Source organism: Nocardiopsis ganjiahuensis DSM 45031 (assembly GCF_000341085.1).
Classification (GTDB): Bacteria; Actinomycetota; Actinomycetes; order Streptosporangiales; family Streptosporangiaceae; genus Nocardiopsis; species Nocardiopsis ganjiahuensis.
The window spans coordinates 346,404-364,823 of sequence record NZ_ANBA01000007.1; the positions used below are offsets into that span (position 1 = coordinate 346,404).

General features: G+C 71.0%; 16 protein-coding genes. 12 read left to right on the top strand and 4 right to left on the bottom strand.

The window, feature by feature from the left end; all coding sequences use genetic code 11:
- The first annotated feature begins 29 nt into the window (after positions 1-29).
- The 7 genes from D458_RS0108265 (at position 30) to D458_RS0108290 (ending at position 9,460) form a co-directional block, all read left to right on the top strand.
- Positions 30-2,729, top strand: a complete 2,700-nt coding sequence (locus D458_RS0108265; protein WP_017586262.1) for an AAA family ATPase — start codon at positions 30-32, stop codon at positions 2,727-2,729.
- A 41-nt stretch (positions 2,730-2,770) separates the two neighbouring features.
- Positions 2,771-3,610, top strand: coding sequence for a DUF2306 domain-containing protein (locus tag D458_RS0108270; protein ID WP_017586263.1), 840 nt, complete (start codon positions 2,771-2,773; stop codon positions 3,608-3,610).
- Positions 3,611-3,924: 314 nt separating this feature from the next.
- A complete protein-coding gene (locus D458_RS0108275) occupies positions 3,925-4,494 on the top strand; it encodes a TetR/AcrR family transcriptional regulator (protein WP_017586264.1) in 570 nt (189 codons plus the stop codon).
- Positions 4,495-4,517: 23 nt separating this feature from the next.
- Entirely contained in the window at positions 4,518-5,390 is an 873-nt protein-coding gene (locus D458_RS0108280; RefSeq protein ID WP_017586265.1) for an alpha/beta fold hydrolase, read from the top strand.
- Between the two features lie 549 nt (positions 5,391-5,939).
- Complete coding sequence (locus D458_RS0108285) at positions 5,940-8,120, top strand: HelD family protein (protein WP_017586266.1); 2,181 nt, start codon at positions 5,940-5,942, stop codon at positions 8,118-8,120.
- 44 nt (positions 8,121-8,164) lie between these two features.
- Positions 8,165-8,332, top strand: a complete 168-nt coding sequence (locus D458_RS38155) for a hypothetical protein (protein WP_394296575.1) — start codon at positions 8,165-8,167, stop codon at positions 8,330-8,332.
- 153 nt (positions 8,333-8,485) lie between these two features.
- Positions 8,486-9,460, top strand: coding sequence for a mechanosensitive ion channel family protein (locus D458_RS0108290; protein WP_017586267.1), 975 nt, complete (start codon positions 8,486-8,488; stop codon positions 9,458-9,460).
- A gap of 157 nt (positions 9,461-9,617) precedes the next feature.
- Here the strand turns inward: D458_RS0108290 and D458_RS0108295 are convergent, their stop codons facing one another.
- Entirely contained in the window at positions 9,618-10,058 is a 441-nt protein-coding gene (locus tag D458_RS0108295; protein ID WP_017586268.1) for a hypothetical protein, read from the bottom strand.
- A gap of 546 nt (positions 10,059-10,604) precedes the next feature.
- Here D458_RS0108295 and D458_RS0108300 point away from each other — a divergent pair.
- From D458_RS0108300 to D458_RS0108320, 5 genes are all read left to right on the top strand, one after another.
- Positions 10,605-11,882 carry a hypothetical protein gene (locus tag D458_RS0108300; protein ID WP_017586269.1) on the top strand — a complete coding sequence of 426 codons (1,278 nt, stop codon included), beginning with the start codon at positions 10,605-10,607 and terminating at the stop codon, positions 11,880-11,882.
- A gap of 9 nt (positions 11,883-11,891) precedes the next feature.
- Positions 11,892-12,449, top strand: coding sequence for a dihydrofolate reductase family protein (locus D458_RS0108305; RefSeq protein WP_017586270.1), 558 nt, complete (start codon positions 11,892-11,894; stop codon positions 12,447-12,449).
- Between the two features lie 164 nt (positions 12,450-12,613).
- Positions 12,614-13,270: a DNA alkylation repair protein gene (locus D458_RS0108310; protein WP_017586271.1), complete on the top strand. Its 657-nt coding sequence runs from the start codon at positions 12,614-12,616 to the stop codon at positions 13,268-13,270.
- Between the two features lie 179 nt (positions 13,271-13,449).
- On the top strand, positions 13,450-14,640 hold the full coding sequence (locus D458_RS0108315) for an NAD(P)/FAD-dependent oxidoreductase (RefSeq protein WP_017586272.1): 1,191 nt from the start codon (positions 13,450-13,452) through the stop codon (positions 14,638-14,640).
- 10 nt (positions 14,641-14,650) lie between these two features.
- Positions 14,651-15,586, top strand: a complete 936-nt coding sequence (locus D458_RS0108320) for a sigma-70 family RNA polymerase sigma factor (RefSeq protein WP_017586273.1) — start codon at positions 14,651-14,653, stop codon at positions 15,584-15,586.
- Between the two features lie 69 nt (positions 15,587-15,655).
- Here D458_RS0108320 and D458_RS0108325 read toward each other — a convergent pair whose 3' ends face one another.
- The 3 genes from D458_RS0108325 to D458_RS33195 form a co-directional block, all read right to left on the bottom strand.
- On the bottom strand, positions 15,656-16,186 hold the full coding sequence (locus D458_RS0108325) for a DUF3592 domain-containing protein (RefSeq protein ID WP_017586274.1): 531 nt from the start codon (positions 16,184-16,186) through the stop codon (positions 15,656-15,658).
- 116 nt (positions 16,187-16,302) lie between these two features.
- Positions 16,303-17,136, bottom strand: a complete 834-nt coding sequence (locus D458_RS0108330) for a CPBP family intramembrane glutamic endopeptidase (protein WP_017586275.1) — start codon at positions 17,134-17,136, stop codon at positions 16,303-16,305.
- Between the two features lie 310 nt (positions 17,137-17,446).
- The gene (locus D458_RS33195; RefSeq protein ID WP_017586276.1) at positions 17,447-18,124 is read right to left on the bottom strand and encodes a radical SAM family protein; all 678 of its coding nucleotides are present in this window, start codon (positions 18,122-18,124) and stop codon (positions 17,447-17,449) included.
- Positions 18,125-18,420: the final 296 nt, after the last annotated feature.

Here is an 18,420-nt window from a genome sequence, read left to right on the forward strand (position 1 = left end):
GCGCGTGCCCGCTCACTATCGTTCTACCCATGCCTACCTCCCCGCGCCCTCCCCTCGTCGGCAGGCACGACGAGACCGGCCGCCTGCGCACCCTGCTCGACACCGCCCAACGGGGCGGGGGAGGCGTTCTCGTCCTGCGCGGCGAGCCGGGCATCGGCAAGAGCGCGCTGCTGGAGCACACCGCGCAGATCGCCGCGCCGCGCTTCCGGACCCTCCACGGCACCGGATCGGAGTTCGAGAAGGAGCTGCCCTTCGCCGGGCTCCACCAGCTCTGCGTCTCGGTCCTGCCCCACCTGGACCGACTGCCGCCCGATCACCGCGCGGTCCTCCGAGTCGCGTTCGGCCTGGCCGGAGGCGACCCGGATCCGCACCGCGTCGGCCTGGCGACCCTGGAACTGCTCGCCACCGCCGCCCGCGAACAACCGGTGCTGTGCGTCATCGACGACGCCCACTGGCTGGACACGGCCTCGGCCCGGGCGCTGGTGTTCCTGGCCAGGCGCATCGCCGCCGAACCCGTCGCCATGGTGTTCGCGATCCGGGCCCAGTCCGCCGAACACCGCCTGGACGAGCTGCCGGGCCTCACCCTCGACGGCCTGAGCGACACCGAGGCCCGCTCGCTCCTGACCGCGGAGAAGGCCACCACACTCGACACCCAGGTACGCGAACGCCTCCTCACCGAGGCCCGGGGCAACCCGCTCGCCCTGATCGAGCTGCCCAAGGCGGGCGGCTTCGTCCCGCCGTCCCCCTCCCCGCTCTCCCAGCGGATCCGGCGGAGCTTCCGCACCAGGTTCGAAGGACTCCCCGAACCGGCACAGCGACTGCTGGTCCTGGCCGGCGCCGACCCCACCGGCGACCCGCAGCTGCTCTGGGCCGCAGCCGAGCGCTCCGGGATCGATCTACGAGAGGCCGGACCCGCCGCGGAGGCCTCCGAACTGGTCGAGTTCGGCACACGCGTCCGCTTCTGCCACCCCCTGGCCCGCTCCTCGGTGTACTGGGAAGCCGGGTCGGACCGCCGCCGGGCCGCGCACCGCGCCCTGGCCGAGGTCACCGACCCGGCCACCGCACCGGACCGGCGGGCCTGGCACCGGGCCCAGTCGAGCGCCGGACCGGACGAGGAGGTGGCCACCGAACTCGAGTCGGCGGCCGCCCGCGCCCGGGCGCGCGGAGGAGCCGCGGCCGCGGCTGCCTTCCTCAAACGCGCGGCGACCCTGTCCCTGGACCCCGGCCGACGTGTCGAACGCACCCTCGCGGCGGTCCGGGCCGCACTCGACGCAGGGGAGGCGGACACCGCCGCCGACCTGCTGAACAGCGTCGACACCGACACGCTGCCCACACCCCGCCGAGCCGCCGTGGACCTGCTACGCGGCGAGCTCGCCCTGCTCAGAGGCGGGGAGGGGGTCGAGGACGGGCCGCGCCTCCTCCTGCGGGCGGCGCGCCGACTGGCTGCCACCGACCCGGAGCTGTCCCGTTCCTACTCGGTGCGGGCGCTGGAAACGGCACTCGCGATCGGAAGGCCCGCCGGAGTCATGGACCGGGTCCTCGAAGCCGTGGACCCGACCCCGCCGACCACACGCGCCCCGGACCTGCTGGACGCGCTGGGCCTGCTGCACAACGGGCGCTACGGGGAGGGCGTGCCGATGATCCGCCGGGTGCTCACCGGTGACGCCGCCGCGTGGACCCGATACCCGGGGCTGGCCAGCATCCTCTCGGCCGACCTGTGGGACCACGGCGTCCACACCGCCATCACCGCATGGATGACCGACACCGGACAACGGAGCGGATCACTGATCCTGACCAGGCTCGCCCTGTCCCAGACGGCCATCTCCGCGGTGCTCACCGGTGACTTCCGGCGGGCCACCGCCGCGATCGCCGAGGAGGAGGCGATCGCCGACGCCGTCGGAGACGCGCCGAAAATGTACCCGCGCGTCCAGCTGGCCGCGATGCGCGGCCGCCACAAGGAGGCGCAGGCGCTCCTGGCCGACGCACGGCACCGGGGCCGAGGGCAGCTCCCGGCCAACATGCACTGGGCCACGGCCGTGCTCCACAACGGTCTCGGCGACTACCCGGTCGCGCTGGACGCGGCCGTGCGCGGGGCGCGGATCGGGGGCCTGTTCCTGACCGGGACCCTCCTCCCCGAACTGGTGGAGGCCGCGGCCCGATGCGGACGCGGGGACCTCGCCGCGGACGCGCTGCGGGCCCTCACCGAGCGGACCGAACCGGTGGACACCCCCTGGGCCGGAGGTGTCCTCGCGAGTACCCGGGCACTGGTCACCGAAGCGGAGGCCGACCACCGTGAGGGCATCGAACAGCTGGAACGGAGCCCCGCCCGACCGGGGCTGGCCAGGTCGCACCTGCGCTACGGGGAATGGCTGCGCCGCCGGAACCGCCGCCGCGACGCACGCGAACAGCTGCGCACCGCGCACCGGATGCTGTCCGACCTCGGACTGGAGGCCTTCGCCCACCGGGCCGCCGACGAGCTGCGGGCGACCGGCGAGGTGGTGGGCGATCGCTCCGAGCGGCCCATCGACCGCCTCACCATGCAGGAGATCCACGTCGCCCGGCAGGTGGCGGCGGGCGCCACCTCCAAGGAGGTCGCCGCGCGGCTGTTCCTGAGCCCGCGCACCATCGACGCCCACCTCCGCAGGATCTTCCGCAAACTCGACATCACCTCCCGCAGGCAGCTCAGGGACCTGCCGGAGCTCGGCGAACCGAGGGAAGCGGTCGGTTAGGCGACGATCACCGACGCGAACGAGCCCGCCCCCGCAGGAGCATGACGGTGACAACCGCCTACTACTCCTTCGTGGGGGAGACCATGACCAGCACCATGACCGGATCGAAGCGCCGACGACGGTGGTGGGCCCTCTGGATCCTTCTGGCCGCGTCCGCGATCGGTATCGCCGTGTACTCGGCGGAGCCCTATCTGGTCGGCGACGTGGAACGCAACCGGATCCCGCTCAACGACCTGTTCGCCTCGCACTACGTGTCCATCGCCGTGCACGCGATCCCCAGCTCCCTGGCACTCCTCATCGGCCCGTTCCAGTTCGTCACCTGGATCCGTGTCCGCCACCCGAAGGCGCACCGGATCTCCGGTCAGGTCTACATGGTGTCCATCGTGCTGGGTTCGATCGCGGCCCTGTTCGCCGCGACCTACTCGGTCAGCGGGTTCTCGGTGCAGGTGGCCTTCTACATCCTCACCGCGGCCTGGCTGTACACCCTCTACCAGGCCTACACCACCATCCGCCGCGGCGAGGTCCAACTGCACCGCGTCTGGATGATCCGCAACTACGCGCTCACCTTCGCCGCGGTCAGCCTGCGGATCTACCTGATGACCGGCCTGGCGCTCCAGGAGAGCTTCTTCCCCTCCCTGAGCTTCGACGACGTCTACCACGCGAGCGCCTGGGCCTCCTTGGTCGTCAACGTGCTCATCGCGGAGTACTTCATCGTCCAGCGCGTCCTGAAGCCGTCGGCCGGGCGCCGGAGGACCAAGGGCAACACCGGACGAACCGTCCCCGGACCCGCGGCACGTCCTGGTAGGGAAGGCGCCGAGCCCGAGACCGGTTCGGAGGTCGAGGGTCCAGCGCCGATATCCGTCCCCGGCGCCCGCGCATAGCCGGAGGCGGTCCTTCGCCCGCTCTGAGCGGGCGCAACCGCTCAGCGGAGTGCGCTCCCAGCCGTGCTGGTCCCGCCCCTCCCTCCATGGCGTACATGAGGGCAGTTCAGGAACGGGGCCGGCATCGGCGTTCTTCACCTCCGCCGGTGCGGGGCCGACCGGATGCCGCCGCTCGCACCACCGGTACGAACACGGGGCCGACCACTTCCCCGCCTCCACCCGCACCGCCCGCGCGCTCAGCGGGCGAAAAAGGACTTGCCTGCGCCACGCATCCTAACCATCCTAGGAATCAACCTAGGAACCTTAGGATCACTATGCCGCGTGTGGGACTCACCCGGGACACACTGGTGTCCGCTGCCGCCGACGTCGCCGACGAGATCGGATTCGACCGCCTGACTCTCGCGCTACTCGCGGAGCGGTTCGGCGTCCGCGACGCCAGCCTGTACACGCATGTGCGGGGCCTGGCCGACCTCCGCGAGAGCGTGGCCCTGCTGGCACACGACGAATGGGCCGACACCCTGGGGCAGGCGGTGGCCGGGCGATCCGGCCACGAGGCCCTGAAAGCCTTCGCCGACGCCTACCGTGCCTTCGCGACCGGGCACCCGGGCCGGTACGCCGCCACCCGGTACCCGGTGCCACCCGAGAGGCTCGCCGAGTCCACCGGCGTGACCCGCATCGTCGAAGCGTGCTTCGCACTGCTGCGCGGCTACGGCCTCACCGATCCCGACGCCACCGACGCGGTCCGGCTGCTGCGCAGCACCTTCCACGGCTTCAGCGACCTGGAGTCCTTCGGCGGCTTCACCGCCGACCGCGGCCTCGACACCTCATGGCGACGCGCGGTCGACGCGCTCCACCACACCCTGACCCACTGGTCGCGGATCTGAACCCGCAAACACAGGAGCCACCCATGCCCACCAACACCCTCACCCTGAACGACACCACCGTCGACTACGACCGCCGCGGCAACGGCCCCGCGCTGCTGCTCATCCCCGGCGGCGTGGGCCACGGCGGCGTGTTCGACCGGTTCGCCGCGCACCTGGCCGACCACTACGACGTCGTCTCCATGTCCAGCCGCGTGGCCTCCACACGGCAGCCCGTCTCCGCGCCCGGCGAACAGCGCCCCGCAGACCACGCCCAGGACGCACGCTGCCTGATCGACGCGCTCTTCGACGAGCCTCCGGTCGTGTTCGGCTTCAGCTCCGGCGCCGTCACCACCGTCGAACTGCTGGCCGGCCACCCCGACCACGTCCGCACGGCCGTCGTCCACGAGCCGCCGCTGGTCAACCTGCTGCCGGACGCCGCGCGCCACCGCGCCGCGCTCGAATCGGTCCGTACCGCCGCCCGTGCCCAGGACCTGGCCGAAGCCGAAGCACTCATGTTCACCGCCATGACCGTCCCCGGCGCCGACACCGGGTCCGCGGAGCTCCGCCACACCGGGACCTGGCTCGACGGCTACGCCGACACCCGCCCGGAGCCGCCCGGCCCCGCACTGGTCGAACTCTTCGCCGTCCTCGGTGGTCTGAAGCCGGTGATGCTGGAACACATCCTGCTCCCGTTCACCACCCACGAACCCGACCTGGCCGCGCTGGAGGCGCAGACCGGCCGACTCGTCCCCGTGGCCGGCATCGACTCCCGCGGCCAGCTGCCCTACCGCTCCGCTGCCGCCCTGGCCACCCGGCTCGGCCTGCCCCTGACCGAACTCCCCGGCGGCCACCTCGGCCCGATCGAGCGCCCCACCCAGTTCGCCACCGCGTTCAGGTCGCTCCTGGAAGCCCTCTGAGCGCCCGCCCGGATCGGGACGGCCCCTGGAGAAACGGTGAGCACACCGCCGCGTGCGACGGATCCCGGGTCCGGTACCGGGTACGGCCGGTTCTCGTCGTTCGCGGGGCAGAACGCCGCCTCGTTCGCCTTCGGCTTGCCCGATCGATTCCTTTGTGCCCCAGGAACAGCGATCCCTCGCTTTGACAAAGGGTCCCTTTTGTGTTCTTCGAGAATTGCCCCTGAGGCGGCCCCACCGTATTCCGTGGCCTCCGGCAGGCGATACCGGTTTGTCGGCGGCGTCAAGAATTCAGGCTGTGATATTCGCCAACAGATCACCTCGATCAACGCCACGGGTCGAGGAGCGCCCCGGGATACGTATACTTCCATCGGCAGTCATCGCGGAGCCGGGAGAAGCCGCACCGTCAGCTTGCATTGGCGCCGAAGATGTGCCCTCTCCCGCAATGCGCCTCAGATGTGCCTTTCCTTGCGACCGCCCCGGATATTCGGCGGCACCGTCGTGATGTTTCGCTCCTTCCGATCATGGTGAAACGCAGAGAACGGAGTGCGAGTGCACCCACACAGTGTCTCCACACCAAAGAACGAGGACTCGGCCGCACACGCGGCGGCCGTAGCCGAGGAACAGCTGGTTCTCGACGAGGCCTTCGAACGCCGCGACGGGATCCTCCGCCACCTCGACACCGAGCTGGCCATCCCGGCGCGTGACGCCACGGGGCACGCCCGGATGCGCATGATGCTCAACCAACGCGAGGAGCTGCGCCGCGCGGACCAGGGCCTGATCTTCGGTCGGCTCGACGCGCTCGACCGGACCGTCCTCCACCTGGGGCGCGTCGGTATCTCCAGCGAAGGGGACGACAGCGACCCCCTGGTGATCGACTGGCGTGCGCCCGCCGCACGGGCCTTCTACACCGCGACACCGGTCGACCCCCAGGGTCAGGCCCGGCGCCGCCACATCCGCGTCGACGGGCGCGAGGTGACCGGCGTCGACGACGAGCCGCTCGACGGGTCGGGGGCCGGTGAGCTGGTCGGCGAGGGCGCACTGCTCGCCGCTCTCGACGAGCGGCGCACCGGCCGGATGGGTACCGCGGCGGCCACCCTGCAGCGCGAGCAGGACGACGTGGTCCGCGCTGACTCCCGGGGCCCGCTGGTCGTGCAGGGCGGACCGGGCACCGGCAAGACCGTGGTGGCCCTCCACCGCGTGGCGTACCTGCTCTTCACCCATCCGCAGCTCGCTGCGCAGGGCGTCCTGGTGCTCGGGCCCTCACAGCGTTTCCTGGACTACATCACCCAGGTGCTGCCGGCGCTCGGGGAGACCGCCGTGGTATCGGCGACCTGCGACACCCTCGTGCCGGGGATCGGCGTGGAGCACGCGGAGTCGCGCGACATCGCCGAGATCAAGGGCCGGGCGACCTGGCAACAGGCGCTCTCCCGGTACGCGGCCTCGTTCGTCCCCCGGCCCGCCGACCTCGAACTGGTGTGGGAGGGGGAGCGGTACACGATCGGCGAACAACGGATCGCCAGGGCCCTCGCCTCGGCCACCTCGGGGTACTCCTACCACGCGGCGCGCGCCGTCTTCAGCGAACAGATCCACCACCTGCTCACCGACGCGATCGCCGAGCGCAACGAAGAGGTGCTGGCACGGATGGAGGAGGGCTTCGAGGACATCCTCGGCCGACTCGACGCCGGACTCGCCGACTCCGACGACCGCGCCGCGAGCAACGGCACCACCGGCGTCGATGTCGACGGGGAACTCACCGAGGAGGACCTGGAACGCCTGCACGACCGGATCGCCGCGGACCCCGGCGTGGCCGCGACACTGGAGAAGTGGTGGCCGACCCGCGACACCCAGGCGGAACTCCGTCGGCTCCTGGGTGACGAGGCACTACTGCGCCGCTGGGTACCGGAGCTGACCGAGGCCGAAAGAGGAAGGGTCGCCGGCGAACCGCGAACCTGGGCGAGCAGCGACATCCCCTTGTTCGACGCCCTGGACGACCTGCTGGGTGAGGTGACTCCACAGGGCGAGCAGGGTGAGTTCCTGACCGACCGCGCCGCGGCACGCAGGGACTGGGTCTACGGGCACGTCGTCGTCGACGAGGCGCAGGAACTCTCGGAGATGCAGTGGCGGATGGTGCTGCGCCGAAGCCCCTCCCGGTCGGTCACCGCTGTCGGCGACATCGACCAGGCCGAAGCCCCGCACCGGCACACCACGTGGGAGGAGGCGGTCGGCGCGGCCTTCGGGGACAGGTGGGCCGAAGCCCGGTTGACCATCTGCTACCGCACTCCGCTGGAGGTCATGGCCCTCACCGGGCCGGTCCTGCGGAACGCGGGCAGCCGGAACGAACCGCCCCGCGCCGTCCGCGCCTCCGGCGTCCAACCCTGGGAACGCACCGTGGAGGAGAGCGACCTCGAGACCGAGGCGGCACGTGCCGTCGAGGAGCTGTCGGAACGCTGGGCGGGAGGGACGGTCGGCGTGATCGCTCCCCTCGAACGCGTGCCCGCTCTGTGCGCAGCGCTGCCCGAGGTGGCGGTGCTCTCCGCCACCGACGCCAAGGGCCTGGAATGGGACGCCACCCTGCTCGTGGACGCCCCCGGCATCGTCGCCGAACCGCGGGGCTGGAACGGGCTGTACGTCGCGCTCACCCGATGCACCCAGGAACTGGGGCAGTTGCTGGTGGGACAGCAGCCGGCGCGTCAGGACGCTCTGTGCTCCAGCCTTGAGGAGTGGGTCTGACCCAGTTGCAGTTGGCCAAGCAGTCCCAGACGGCTCATGCATCCGTGAATCGATGGGAAAAGGGTGGTTCGCTGCCGAAGCGGGACAACGTGGAAGCCCTGAACGATGCTCTTGGGGCTGAGGGGGCGTTGTTGGCCACTTGGCGATCCGTGACCACCGGGAACGGGCTCCCCGAGTGGGTGGCCCCGCTCAGCGGAACGCGCTCCCAGTAGTACCGGCCCTCGAACCCCTCAAGGGCCCTTCGCCCCGGCGGGCCCGTGGTGGAGCGGAGACCAATCGCACAGGCTTTGACCAGCGCGGAGATGCGCAAGTACGTTCTACGTCGATCGTCGCTCGTATCCCTCCGACACAGTGGAGCATTTTCCGTGACACCCGCCGAGCTCGACCTGGTGAACAGCGAAGTCGTTGATCAGGCCACCGCCCTGCCCGCGTGGTTGCAAGGCAACCTCGATGTGCTGATCGGTGTCCCCTTGCGGATCCTCCTGATCGTCGTCGTCGCGCTGGTCGTCCGAGCCCTGGCCAGACGCGCCATCTCCCGCCTCATGGAACGCGTCCTGCGGTCCGGGGAGGGCCGGAACGGGCAGCGCCGCCCCGCGCGGGGCCCCGCGGTCCTCCAACGCGACCCGGCGCGGGCCGACGAGCGGCGCCAGCAGCGCGCCAAGACCCTCGGCTCGGTGCTCAGCAGCTTCGCGACCATCGTCATCGTGGTGACGGCCATGGCGATGGTGCTCGGCGAGGTCGGCATCGCCCTCGGCCCGCTGCTGGCCAGCGCGGGCGTGGTCGGCCTGGCGATCGGCTTCGGTGCCCAGAGCCTGGTCGCCGACTACCTGTCCGGCCTGCTCATCATGGCTGAGGACCAGTACGGCGTCGGTGACGTCGTCGACCTCGGCGAGGCGGTCGGCGAGGTCGAGAACGTCGGTCTGCGCCTGACGCAGGTGCGCGACATCAACGGCGGCCTGTGGCACATCCGCAACGGTGAGATCCAGCGGGTGCGCAACGACAGCCAGGGCTGGGCCCGCGCCGTCCTCGACGTCTCCGTGGCCTACGAGTCCGACCTGGAGAAGGTCTACGCCGTCCTGGAGCGGACCGGTCGGGAGATGCGCGAGGACCCGGAGTTCGGGAAGTTCTTCCTGGAGGACCTGTCCGTCTGGGGTGTGCAGTCCCTGGACGCGGACGGCGTCGTCGTGCGCGTCGCCGCCAAGACCGTTCCCCTGGAGCAGTGGGGCGTGACCCGTGAGCTGCGCCGCCGGGTCAAGATCGCCCTCGACGCCTCGGGTATCGAGATCCCGTTCCCCCAGCGCACCGTCTGGATGCGGTCCGACGACAGCAGCGCCGTCTGACGGATCCGCTTCCGCCCCGCGCGGAGCGCCACCGGACAGTGGTCCGTGAGCGGGGGCGCCCACACGGAATCTGATCGGCCGTGTGGGCGGCCTCAGCCGCCGATCGAGAGATGGCTGCTGGGCCCTGTGAGCGTCGGCCGACGGTGGAAAAGCCCGGTCAGAGCGCCATGCGGCAGTAGAGGCCACGGTCGTGCGACCGAGCCCGTCCAGCCAGTGCGGCAAGCTCGTCGAGGAGGTCCGCGAGAGTACCGGGATCGGCACAGCCGTAGAACTCCTCCGCTTGCGACCACGGTACAGAGATCTCGGCCAACCGTTCGGAGGATGCGTCCGCCAAGGCGTCGCGCAGCTCGTCGGGCAGAGTGACGATCCAGGCGCTCTCTGCCTCCGGACTCGTCACCAGATGAACGAATCGGGGATGCCCGGTAACCCGTGACACGGGTTCACGAATCAGCAGCGCCACCGCCTGCCCGAGCAGGACAGCGGGGTCGATCGTCTTGACGCTGAGCGTGTCGAAGCCGGCGTCATCGGGTCCCTCTGCAAGGGCTGATGCCGCTGCTTGATCGCCGGGTGCGCTGAAGTAATCGTAGAAGGTGCTCACACCGAGGAGTTTGACAGTGCGCTCCGACAGTCGGCGAACTTTCGGGCCGCCAGTGTGAGTCGATGGTGTGAGGTCGGCGATTCCGGCCGCCTCCGCGCCGCCCCCCAGTCGCAAGACCACGATCCACGGCTGGAGTACCAGAAGGCGGAGGGTTGTTCTTGCGCGGACGGGGAGCTCTCGCACAAAGGGTTGAAAAGGGGCGAGTTTCGCTTTTTGGGTGTGCGGGTTTTTCTTCGGTTCTCTCGCGTGTGCGGATTTGAGAGAAAACCCCGCGAACTCTTGTTCGGCTCGCTAGGTTGGACGGTGTCAAGAAAAAACCCGACCCGGTGCGTCAACACCCGGTCGGGTCGTGGCCGACGCCTGCGCAAACAGGTTTGTCGACTGAGCCACTCCCTGCTAACCCCAGGAAGGCGACTCGTCGTGGAGTCTACCCTCGCGCGCCCCTCCAGCACATGCGAAACTCCGAATCCGCCCGGGTTCTCTGCGCCCCGCAAGCGCCCCCAGGGTGCACTCAAGGGGATCGGGTTCATCCTCCCCATCTGGGTCGTGCAGATCTTCAGCCAGGGCCTGCTGCCCACGCTGCGCTCACTGGCGGCGTTGACAGCCATCGCCAACGCGGTCGACGCCGACGGCCGTTGGTGCTTCTTCCTCCTGGAGAACCTGGCCCAGCGCTCCAGCGGCACCCTGAGTGTCAGCAGCCTCAAGCGCGCCATCGACGACCTGGCCGAGGCGGGTATCGTTCGCAAGCTCACGCGCTCGGAGACCATCGACTTCTTCGCCGAGGACATCCGGAAGGGCCGTTCCCCCTACCGGCTGCCGTGCGTGCTGGAGCTCCTCGTTCCGGCTGAGGACTACTCCGAGTTGGTGCTCGAAGAGATCAACGCCTGCCGCGCACGGCTGGGGGAGGAGCCGCTCACCGCGCACAATCGTCCGCGCTTGAAGCGCCGCCGGACCCCAGCTCAGATTGAACCCGCCCCCAGCTCAGATCGACCCACAGACTGTTTCCCTGGAGACGGTTCTGATGCCGAGGTGGACAGTTCCGTCCGTGGCACCTCGAGTACAGGAGAGCAAAATCGACAAAAGCCACGGAGCGGTCCATTCGGGATCATTGATCGAATACCCAACACACTTCTGGCCGACCCGGTGGCGGACCGGGAGCGGTTGGCGCTGGCCGTGGACAAGCTCCTGCGCCAGGGGCTGGGCGAGGCCGACGTACGCGCCCTGTTCTCAGGGATGGAACGGCTGCGCCGCCCCTTCCCGGCGCTGATGTGGCGGCTGCGCCACGTGAAGGCCGCATGCGACTACCTGAACGGCTCGCTGGGCCGAGGCATCCACGGGTCGGGGCTGCCGGTGCCGCCGCGGCTGGAGCCGGAGGAGGACGATCCGTTCGCCCGGCCGGAGCAGTTCCCGCTGGACAGCCAGGGGAAGGCCACCGGTACCTGCCCCGAGCACCTGACCGTGCGCAACGTCCCCGGCGGCACCTGCGCGATCTGCGGTCGGCTCTGCCGCTCGGTGCCCGGCGAGCTCGTGCACGAACCCGTGCCTGGAGCCGCGGCCCTGCCCGAGGGCGTGTCGGTGCTGAGGGCCGTGGACCGCCTCTCCCCGGAAGAGAAGGCCGCCCTGGACTCGGAGCTGCTGGAACGGATGGGCGAATCCCTGAGCGGGGCCGGGCGTGCCCACAGCTTCGAGCCGGTCCCACGGAACGTCCGCCGGGCCTCCTCCGGTGCGGGGCCGACGACCAGAGCCCGGACGTGGGCCGACCGGGCACGCGAGCAGTTGGAGAAGGCCCGCATGTGCGGCACGCGGTGGGACCCCATCGGTTAGATTCGCCGCATGGGACTCCTGACCTTCAGCATCAACGTCACCCTGGACGGCTGCGTCGACCATCAGGAGGGGATCGCTGACGATGAGTCACACGCCTTCTTCACCCGCCTCATGGACGAGGGCGGGGCGATGCTGTGGGGCCGTGTCACCTACGAGCTGATGGAGAGCTACTGGCCCGCGGTCGCCCGCGGCGACGAGGAGGCGCCTCCGGCGATGCGCGAGTGGGCGCTCAAGCTGGAGGCGAAGCCGAAGTACGTGGCGTCGTCGACGCGTACGGACTTCCCGTGGGCCAACAGCCATCACATCGCGGGCGACCTGCGCACGGGCGTGCAGCAGCTCAAGGACGCGACCCCGGACGGAGTGCTCCTCGGCAGCGGCAAGCTCGCGGCCGAGCTGGACCGGCTGGACCTGATCGACGAGTACAGGTTCCTGGTCCACCCCAGGATCGCCGGGCACGGCCCGACCCTGTACGAGAGCGGGCTGCCCAGCACGCGACGGCTCGAGTTGGTCTCGGCGGAGCCGCTGCGCAGCGGCGCGGTCGCCATGCACTACCGGCGCGCTCGCTGACTCAGCGGAACCCAGCCGGTGATGTCGGCCATCGCGGGCACCGCGCCCGCAACGCCCCGCAGTTGGTCGCGGGCCTGCTGGAAGTGTCCGACCTGCGGCGTAGGTTGGATGGCACGAACAGGGGAGGGGCGGCCGAGGTGGCTGAGACGACGGCGGATGAAGTGATGGCCGAGCTGGCCGAACTGGAGGACCCCAGGGTTCGGGCGGTCAACGAGAAGCACGGTGACGATCACGGCGTCAATCTCACCAAGTTGCGGGCCGTGGCCAAACGGCTCAAGAAGCAGCAGGACCTGGCGGTGGAGCTCTGGGCCACCGGGGACAGCGCCGCGCAACTGCTGGCGATCCTGATCAGCCGGCCCAAGGCGTTCGGCTCGGACGAGCTGGACGCCATGCTCCGCCAGGCCCGCGCCCCCAAGGTCCACGACTGGCTCGTGAACTACGTGGTGAAGAAGGGCCCGCACACCGAGGAGCTGCGCCTGGCCTGGTTCGCCGACTCGGACCCGGTGGTGGCGAGCGCCGGGTGGGCGCTCACCGCCGACCTGGTGGCCAAGAGACCCGAGGACCTGGACCTTCCGGGGCTGCTCGACCTCATCGAGCAGCGGATGCGGGACGCGCCGGACCGCCTGCAGTGGGCGATGAACACCTGTCTGGCACAGATCGGGATCGAGCACGCCGAACACCGGGCTCGGGCCGTCGGCATCGGGGAGCGCCTGGAGGTGCTCAAGGACTACCCGACCCCGCCCGGCTGCACGTCCCCGTTCGCCCCCGTCTGGATCAACGAGATGGTGAGCCGTCGGCAGGAGCCCGTGGGAGGTGTGTGAACCGCCGTCCCGGGATGGGGGCGGGTTTCTCGGTCGCCCCTAAGGCAATCAGTAGTGAATCTACGACGTAAAGGTGTCCACGCTGTTCAATCGACAGTGATGCAGGTCACATTCGCATCCTGTCAGGGACACGGCGCCTGTCCCGTTCAAAGGGCACACGAACGGACAGGAGCAAGCACATGCGGCACCGCATCATCGTCCTGGGCGCCGGCTACGCCGGAGCCGCCTCGGCCGGACACCTCGCCCGCCGGCTGCACCCCGACGACGTCGAGATCACCGTCGTCAGCGCCGACCCCGACTTCGTCGAGCGGATGCGCCTGCACCAGCTCGCCGCCGGACAGGAGCTGCGCCGCCTCCCGCTGACACGCATGTTCGCGGGCACCGGCATCCGGCTGCGCGTCGCCAGGGTCACCGCCCTGGACGCCGATCGGCGCACCGTCACCGTCACCGACGGGAAGGGCACCGACCAGCTCGAGTACGACACCCTCCTGTACACGCTCGGCAGCACCAGCGCCGACCACGGTGTACCGGGAGTCGACGAGCACGCCTTCAACGTCGCCGACCGGCCCTCGGCGCAGCGGTTGCGCGAGCGCCTGGACGAACTCGGCGACCGGGGCAGGGTCACGGTCGTGGGCGGCAACCTGACCGGGATCGAGGCCGCCACCGAGATCGCCGAGTCCCGGCCCGGTCTGCGGGTCGCCCTCGCCACCAGCGGCGAGGTCGGCGGCTGGCTGGGGGACAAGGCCCGCCGCCACCTGCTGCGCGCCTTCGACCGGCTCGGCATCGCCATCCACCAGCAGACCACCGTCGACGGTGTCGACGCGGCCGGTGTCCACGTCGACGGCGGCAGCGTCCTGCCCGCCGACGTGACCGTGTGGGCGGCCGGGTTCGCCACCCACCCCATCGCCGCCGCAAGTGGCCTGGAGGTCGAGGAGAACGGCCAGATCACCGTCGACCGCATGATGCGCTCGGTCTCCCACCCGGAGGTCTACGCCGCCGGGGACAGCGCCCACGCCATCGGGGACAACGGTGCGCCGCTGCCGATGTCCTGCGCCTCGGCCAACCTGACCAGGGCACAGGCCACCGCCACCGTCGTCGGGGACCTGACCGGCCGAGAGGTGTCCAAGGCCCCGCTCTTCTACCCCGGCAACTGCGTCAGCCTCGGCGGCAAGGACGCGCTCTTCCAGGTGGTCGACGGCGAGGCCAGGTCCAAGTCCTGGGCCCTGCGCGGCTGGGCGGCCACCCGGGTCAAGGCGGCCGTGCTCAGGACCGTCACCTGGAACACCGGCAACCCCACCTACGGGTTGCCCTCGCGCAGGCGCCGCCTGACCCCCGGACCGGTCCGTGCCGCGAAGGCGGTCGCCGACTAACGTGGCACGCATGGACTCCCTCACCGTGGAGCGCTTCGAGGCCAACCGGTCCCGGCTGGCCTCGTTGGCGTACCGCCTGCTCGGCTCGGCCGCCGACGCCGAGGACACGGTGCAGGACGCGTTCCTGCGCTGGCAGGCCGCCGACACCGAGCACGTCCGGGTCCCCGAGGCGTGGCTGACCAAGGTGGTCACCAACCTCGCCCTGGACCGGCTCCGTTCGGCGCAGGCGCGGCGCGAACGCACGGTCGGCGCCTGGCTGCCCGAACCGCTCCTGGACGGGGACCCGATGCTGGGCCCGGCCGAGACCGCCGAGCAGCGCGAGTCGGTGACCCTGGCGGTGCTGCTGCTGATGGAGCGCCTCTCGCCGGTCGAACGGGCCGTGTACGTCCTGCGTGAGGCCTTCTCCTACAGCCACGCCGAGATCGCCGAGATCCTCGACGTCTCCCGGGCCGCGAGCCAGCAGCACGCCCACCGGGCGCGCGAGCGCGTCGCGGCCGAACGCAAGGCCGGCGAGGTCGACCGGGCCACGGCGCGTCGCGTCGTCGAGGCGTTCGTCGACGCCGCCTCCTCCGGCCGCACCGGGCAGCTGGTGGCGCTGCTGACCGACGACGCGACCGGGGTCGCCGACGGTGCCGGGATGGCCGACAAGCTGCTGTGGTACACCACCCCGGAGCGGGTCGCCTCCGCCCTGCGGGCCGGTTTCAAGCCGACCCCGGCCAAGCGGCGGCTGGTCGGTGGCTCCCCCTCGATGCACGCCGGTGTGGTCAACGGTTCCCCCGCCCTGGTCGCCGTGCTCGACGACCGAGTGGTGGGCGTGGTGGTCCTGGGGGTGCGCGAGGGCAGGATCTCGGCCATGCACGGCATCGCCTCCCCGTCCCGGCTCGGCCGCCTCACCGAGCAGTGGCGGCGAGGCGGTCACCGCGACCCCCTCATCGATGCGTGGTGACCGCCGTGCCGGTCCGCCACCGCGAACGCGCCCCACAGGCCGGGCGCCCGGGGATCCGCTCGGGGGGTCCTAGCCGCAACCTTCGGCCCTGGACCGGGGCAGGCGGCGGGTCCACCACCGTGTCCGCACGGCGGAGACCTCGGCGGCCCAGGCCGGACCGGCCCAGACGAACAGCGCTCCGAAGAGCAGGGGCGCCAGGAGGCTCGTCGCCTTGCTGATCGGTCCCGGCCGGTCGAGGGTCTCCAGCGTGAACGGTATCCGGGGGTCCTCCGGGTGGTAGGCGACGACGAGGGTGTCGCCCACCGAATGGCCGAGGGCGCCGTCACCGCGCAGCCGGGCGCCGGTGATGGTCCTTTCCCCCGCGGTGTAGTCCACCCACACCCTCACCGCCGGCGGGTTGGGCCCTCCGCCGCCTCGCTCATCGCGGTCGGTCACGGTCGCTTCGGCGCGGCCCCTGAAGTCCTCGGGGTTCTCCTCGGCGAAGTAGACCCTGTGGACCACCCACGCGTTGCCCGCCACCGCGCCGGCGACGACGGCCAACGCGACCATCCACGGGAACACGACCTGGAGGATGAACGGGACGATGTTCTCCCGGGGCACGGCGGGCTCCTGACTCTGCACAGGGGGAGGGGCCCCGTCTGTGTACCCGCGGGAGCGTTCGCCATCCGTGCCCGGAGAACTCGGCTACCGGTGGCGGGGGAGGCGCTGGAATCAGGTCACTGGGGTGTGGGAGCGGCGGCGGTCCGTGCGCCACGCCGGCGGGCGGGGACGATCCGGCCGCGGCGGCGGGCGATCCACATGAAGACCACCGTGGCCATGACGCAGAACACCACGGAGTACACGCTGCCCTCGGGGCCGAACGAGCCGCCGGTGATCAGGGGGTGGCCGGACATGGTGGCGTCCAGCAGCCCCGGAGGCGTGTCGCTGCCGGAGACCGCGGTGCTGAAGAGCGCGGATCCGCCGAGGTTCCAGCCCAGGTGCAGGCCGATGGGCAGCCACAGGCTGCGGGTGGCGATGTAGGCGGCGGTGAGCATGCCGCCGGCCTCGATGGCGATGGCGATGGCGCCCCACAGGGTGGCGTGCGGGTTGATCAGGTGCACGAGCCCGAAGGCCAGTCCGGTCAGCGCGAGGGAGATCCAGGTCCCCGTGTACTCCTCGATGACGCGGAACAGCACACCGCGCCACATCAGCTCCTCGGACACCGCGACGGCGACCATGAAGCCGACCAGGCCCAGGGCGCCCATCGGGGAGCCCAGACCGTGGACCTGATAGCCGCCGAGAAAGGTGATGTTGACGATGACCAGGGAGAACAGGCCGACACCGAGGAGGGTTCCCCAGCCGGTGGCGGCGGTGGCGCCCGCCCAGGCCAGCTCGGTCACCTCGCGCTTCTCGGTGCGGCGCACCACCCACCGGTAGACGAACACCGAGGCGACGGCGAACACAAGGCCCAGGATCAGGCTGAGCCAGGGGTGGTCCTGGACCGCGAAGAGCGTTTGTCCGCCGACGAAGGCGACCGCGGCGACGGCCAGAAGCTGCCAGAGAAGTCTCATGGGGGTCTTTCCGGATAGGTGCGGACAGGGTGCCGCGACTGGTGAGAACGCTACTGATCCGGAGGGGGCGCGGTCGTCACCCCGGGGTGGACACCTGCGCGTAGCTCTCCCGGGGGACACGGGCCGGAAGGCGTGGCCCGACCCGCGCACCGGTCGCGGCCGGCGCCGGGGCGCGGGGCCGCCGTCCGGAGCCGTCCGGGTCTGTCGGGTCGAGCCGGTTACCGGTGCTCAGGCGCCCGGTCGGCTCCGCACGGTCCAGATCGTTGATGGGAAAATGTGCCCTGGTCAGTGGTCATCAGCGATCAAGGATCTAGGACCGGGGCAGGTCCAGGGGCAGCTGTGCGGCGGGTTCCGGGGGCACCTCGACCCGGGGCGGCGGTTTCCCCTTCCCGCTCCGGCCCCCGGGGCGGTCGAGGCCGTGGCGGGCGGCGATCTCGCGTACGGCCTCGGTGACGATGCGCTGGTAGGACTCGGGGGCGTAGGAGCCCCGGCCGTACAGCTCCCGGTAGAGCGGCAGCAGGCCGGGGTGTTCGCGGGTCAGCCATGCGCGGTACCACTCGCGGGCACCCGGGCGCAGGTGCAGGACGACCGGAGTGAGGCGGGTGGCCCCGGCCTCGGCGACGGCGGCGACGGTCTCCTCGATCTGCTCGGCGGAGTCACTCAGCCCGGGCAGGATCGGGGCCATCAGCACCGAACACTCCAGACCGCGATCGGCCAGACGGCGCACCACGTTCAGGCGGGCGCGAGGGCCGGGGGTGCCCGGCTCCACCGTGCGCCACAGGGTCTCGCTCACCGAGCCGACCGAGACCGCCATGCCGACCTCGGTGACCCGGGCGGCCTGTTCGAGGAGGTCGAGGTCGCGCAGTACGAGGGTGCCCTTGGTGAGGATCGAGAACGGGTTGGCGGCGTCGCGCAGGGCGGAGATGATCTGCGGCATCAGCCGGTAGCGCCCCTCGACCCGCTGGTAGGGGTCGGTGTTGGTGCCCATCGCGATGTGCTCGCCGCGCCAGGAGCGACGGGCTCGCCGTTCTCGCCCGCCCGCACCGGCCCGGGACCGGCTGTGTGCACCCCCGCCCGGCCGGTGCCGCGCACCGGCGGGGCGGGAGTGAAGTCGAACAGGGTGTCCTGCTCGGCAGTGGTTCCCGCTCTCAGGTTCTCCCAGCGCATGGGTTCAATTCGAACATGTTTTCGAACATCTGTCCAGTGTTTCAGCGGGGCCGGGGATCGCGTGGAACCGAGGCCGGGCCCGGCCGAGGACCGGTCAGACGGGGCTGGCGGTCGCGA

What these genes read in the sequence shown, in the direction of transcription:
- D458_RS0108265 (WP_017586262.1), top strand. Translation starts at nt 30, where the DNA reads ATGCCTACCTCCCCGCGCCCTCCCCTCGTCGGCAGGCACGACGAGACC.
- D458_RS0108270 (WP_017586263.1), top strand. Translation starts at nt 2,771, where the DNA reads ATGACGGTGACAACCGCCTACTACTCCTTCGTGGGGGAGACCATGACC.
- D458_RS0108310 (WP_017586271.1), top strand. Translation starts at nt 12,614, where the DNA reads ATGGCCGAGCTGGCCGAACTGGAGGACCCCAGGGTTCGGGCGGTCAAC.
- D458_RS0108315 (WP_017586272.1), top strand. Translation starts at nt 13,450, where the DNA reads ATGCGGCACCGCATCATCGTCCTGGGCGCCGGCTACGCCGGAGCCGCC.
- D458_RS0108320 (WP_017586273.1), top strand. Translation starts at nt 14,651, where the DNA reads ATGGACTCCCTCACCGTGGAGCGCTTCGAGGCCAACCGGTCCCGGCTG.
- D458_RS0108305 (WP_017586270.1), top strand. Translation starts at nt 11,892, where the DNA reads ATGGGACTCCTGACCTTCAGCATCAACGTCACCCTGGACGGCTGCGTC.
- D458_RS0108280 (WP_017586265.1), top strand. Translation starts at nt 4,518, where the DNA reads ATGCCCACCAACACCCTCACCCTGAACGACACCACCGTCGACTACGAC.
- D458_RS0108330 (WP_017586275.1), bottom strand. Translation starts at nt 17,136, where the DNA reads ATGAGACTTCTCTGGCAGCTTCTGGCCGTCGCCGCGGTCGCCTTCGTC.
- D458_RS0108275 (WP_017586264.1), top strand. Translation starts at nt 3,925, where the DNA reads ATGCCGCGTGTGGGACTCACCCGGGACACACTGGTGTCCGCTGCCGCC.
- D458_RS33195 (WP_017586276.1), bottom strand. Translation starts at nt 18,124, where the DNA reads ATGGGCACCAACACCGACCCCTACCAGCGGGTCGAGGGGCGCTACCGG.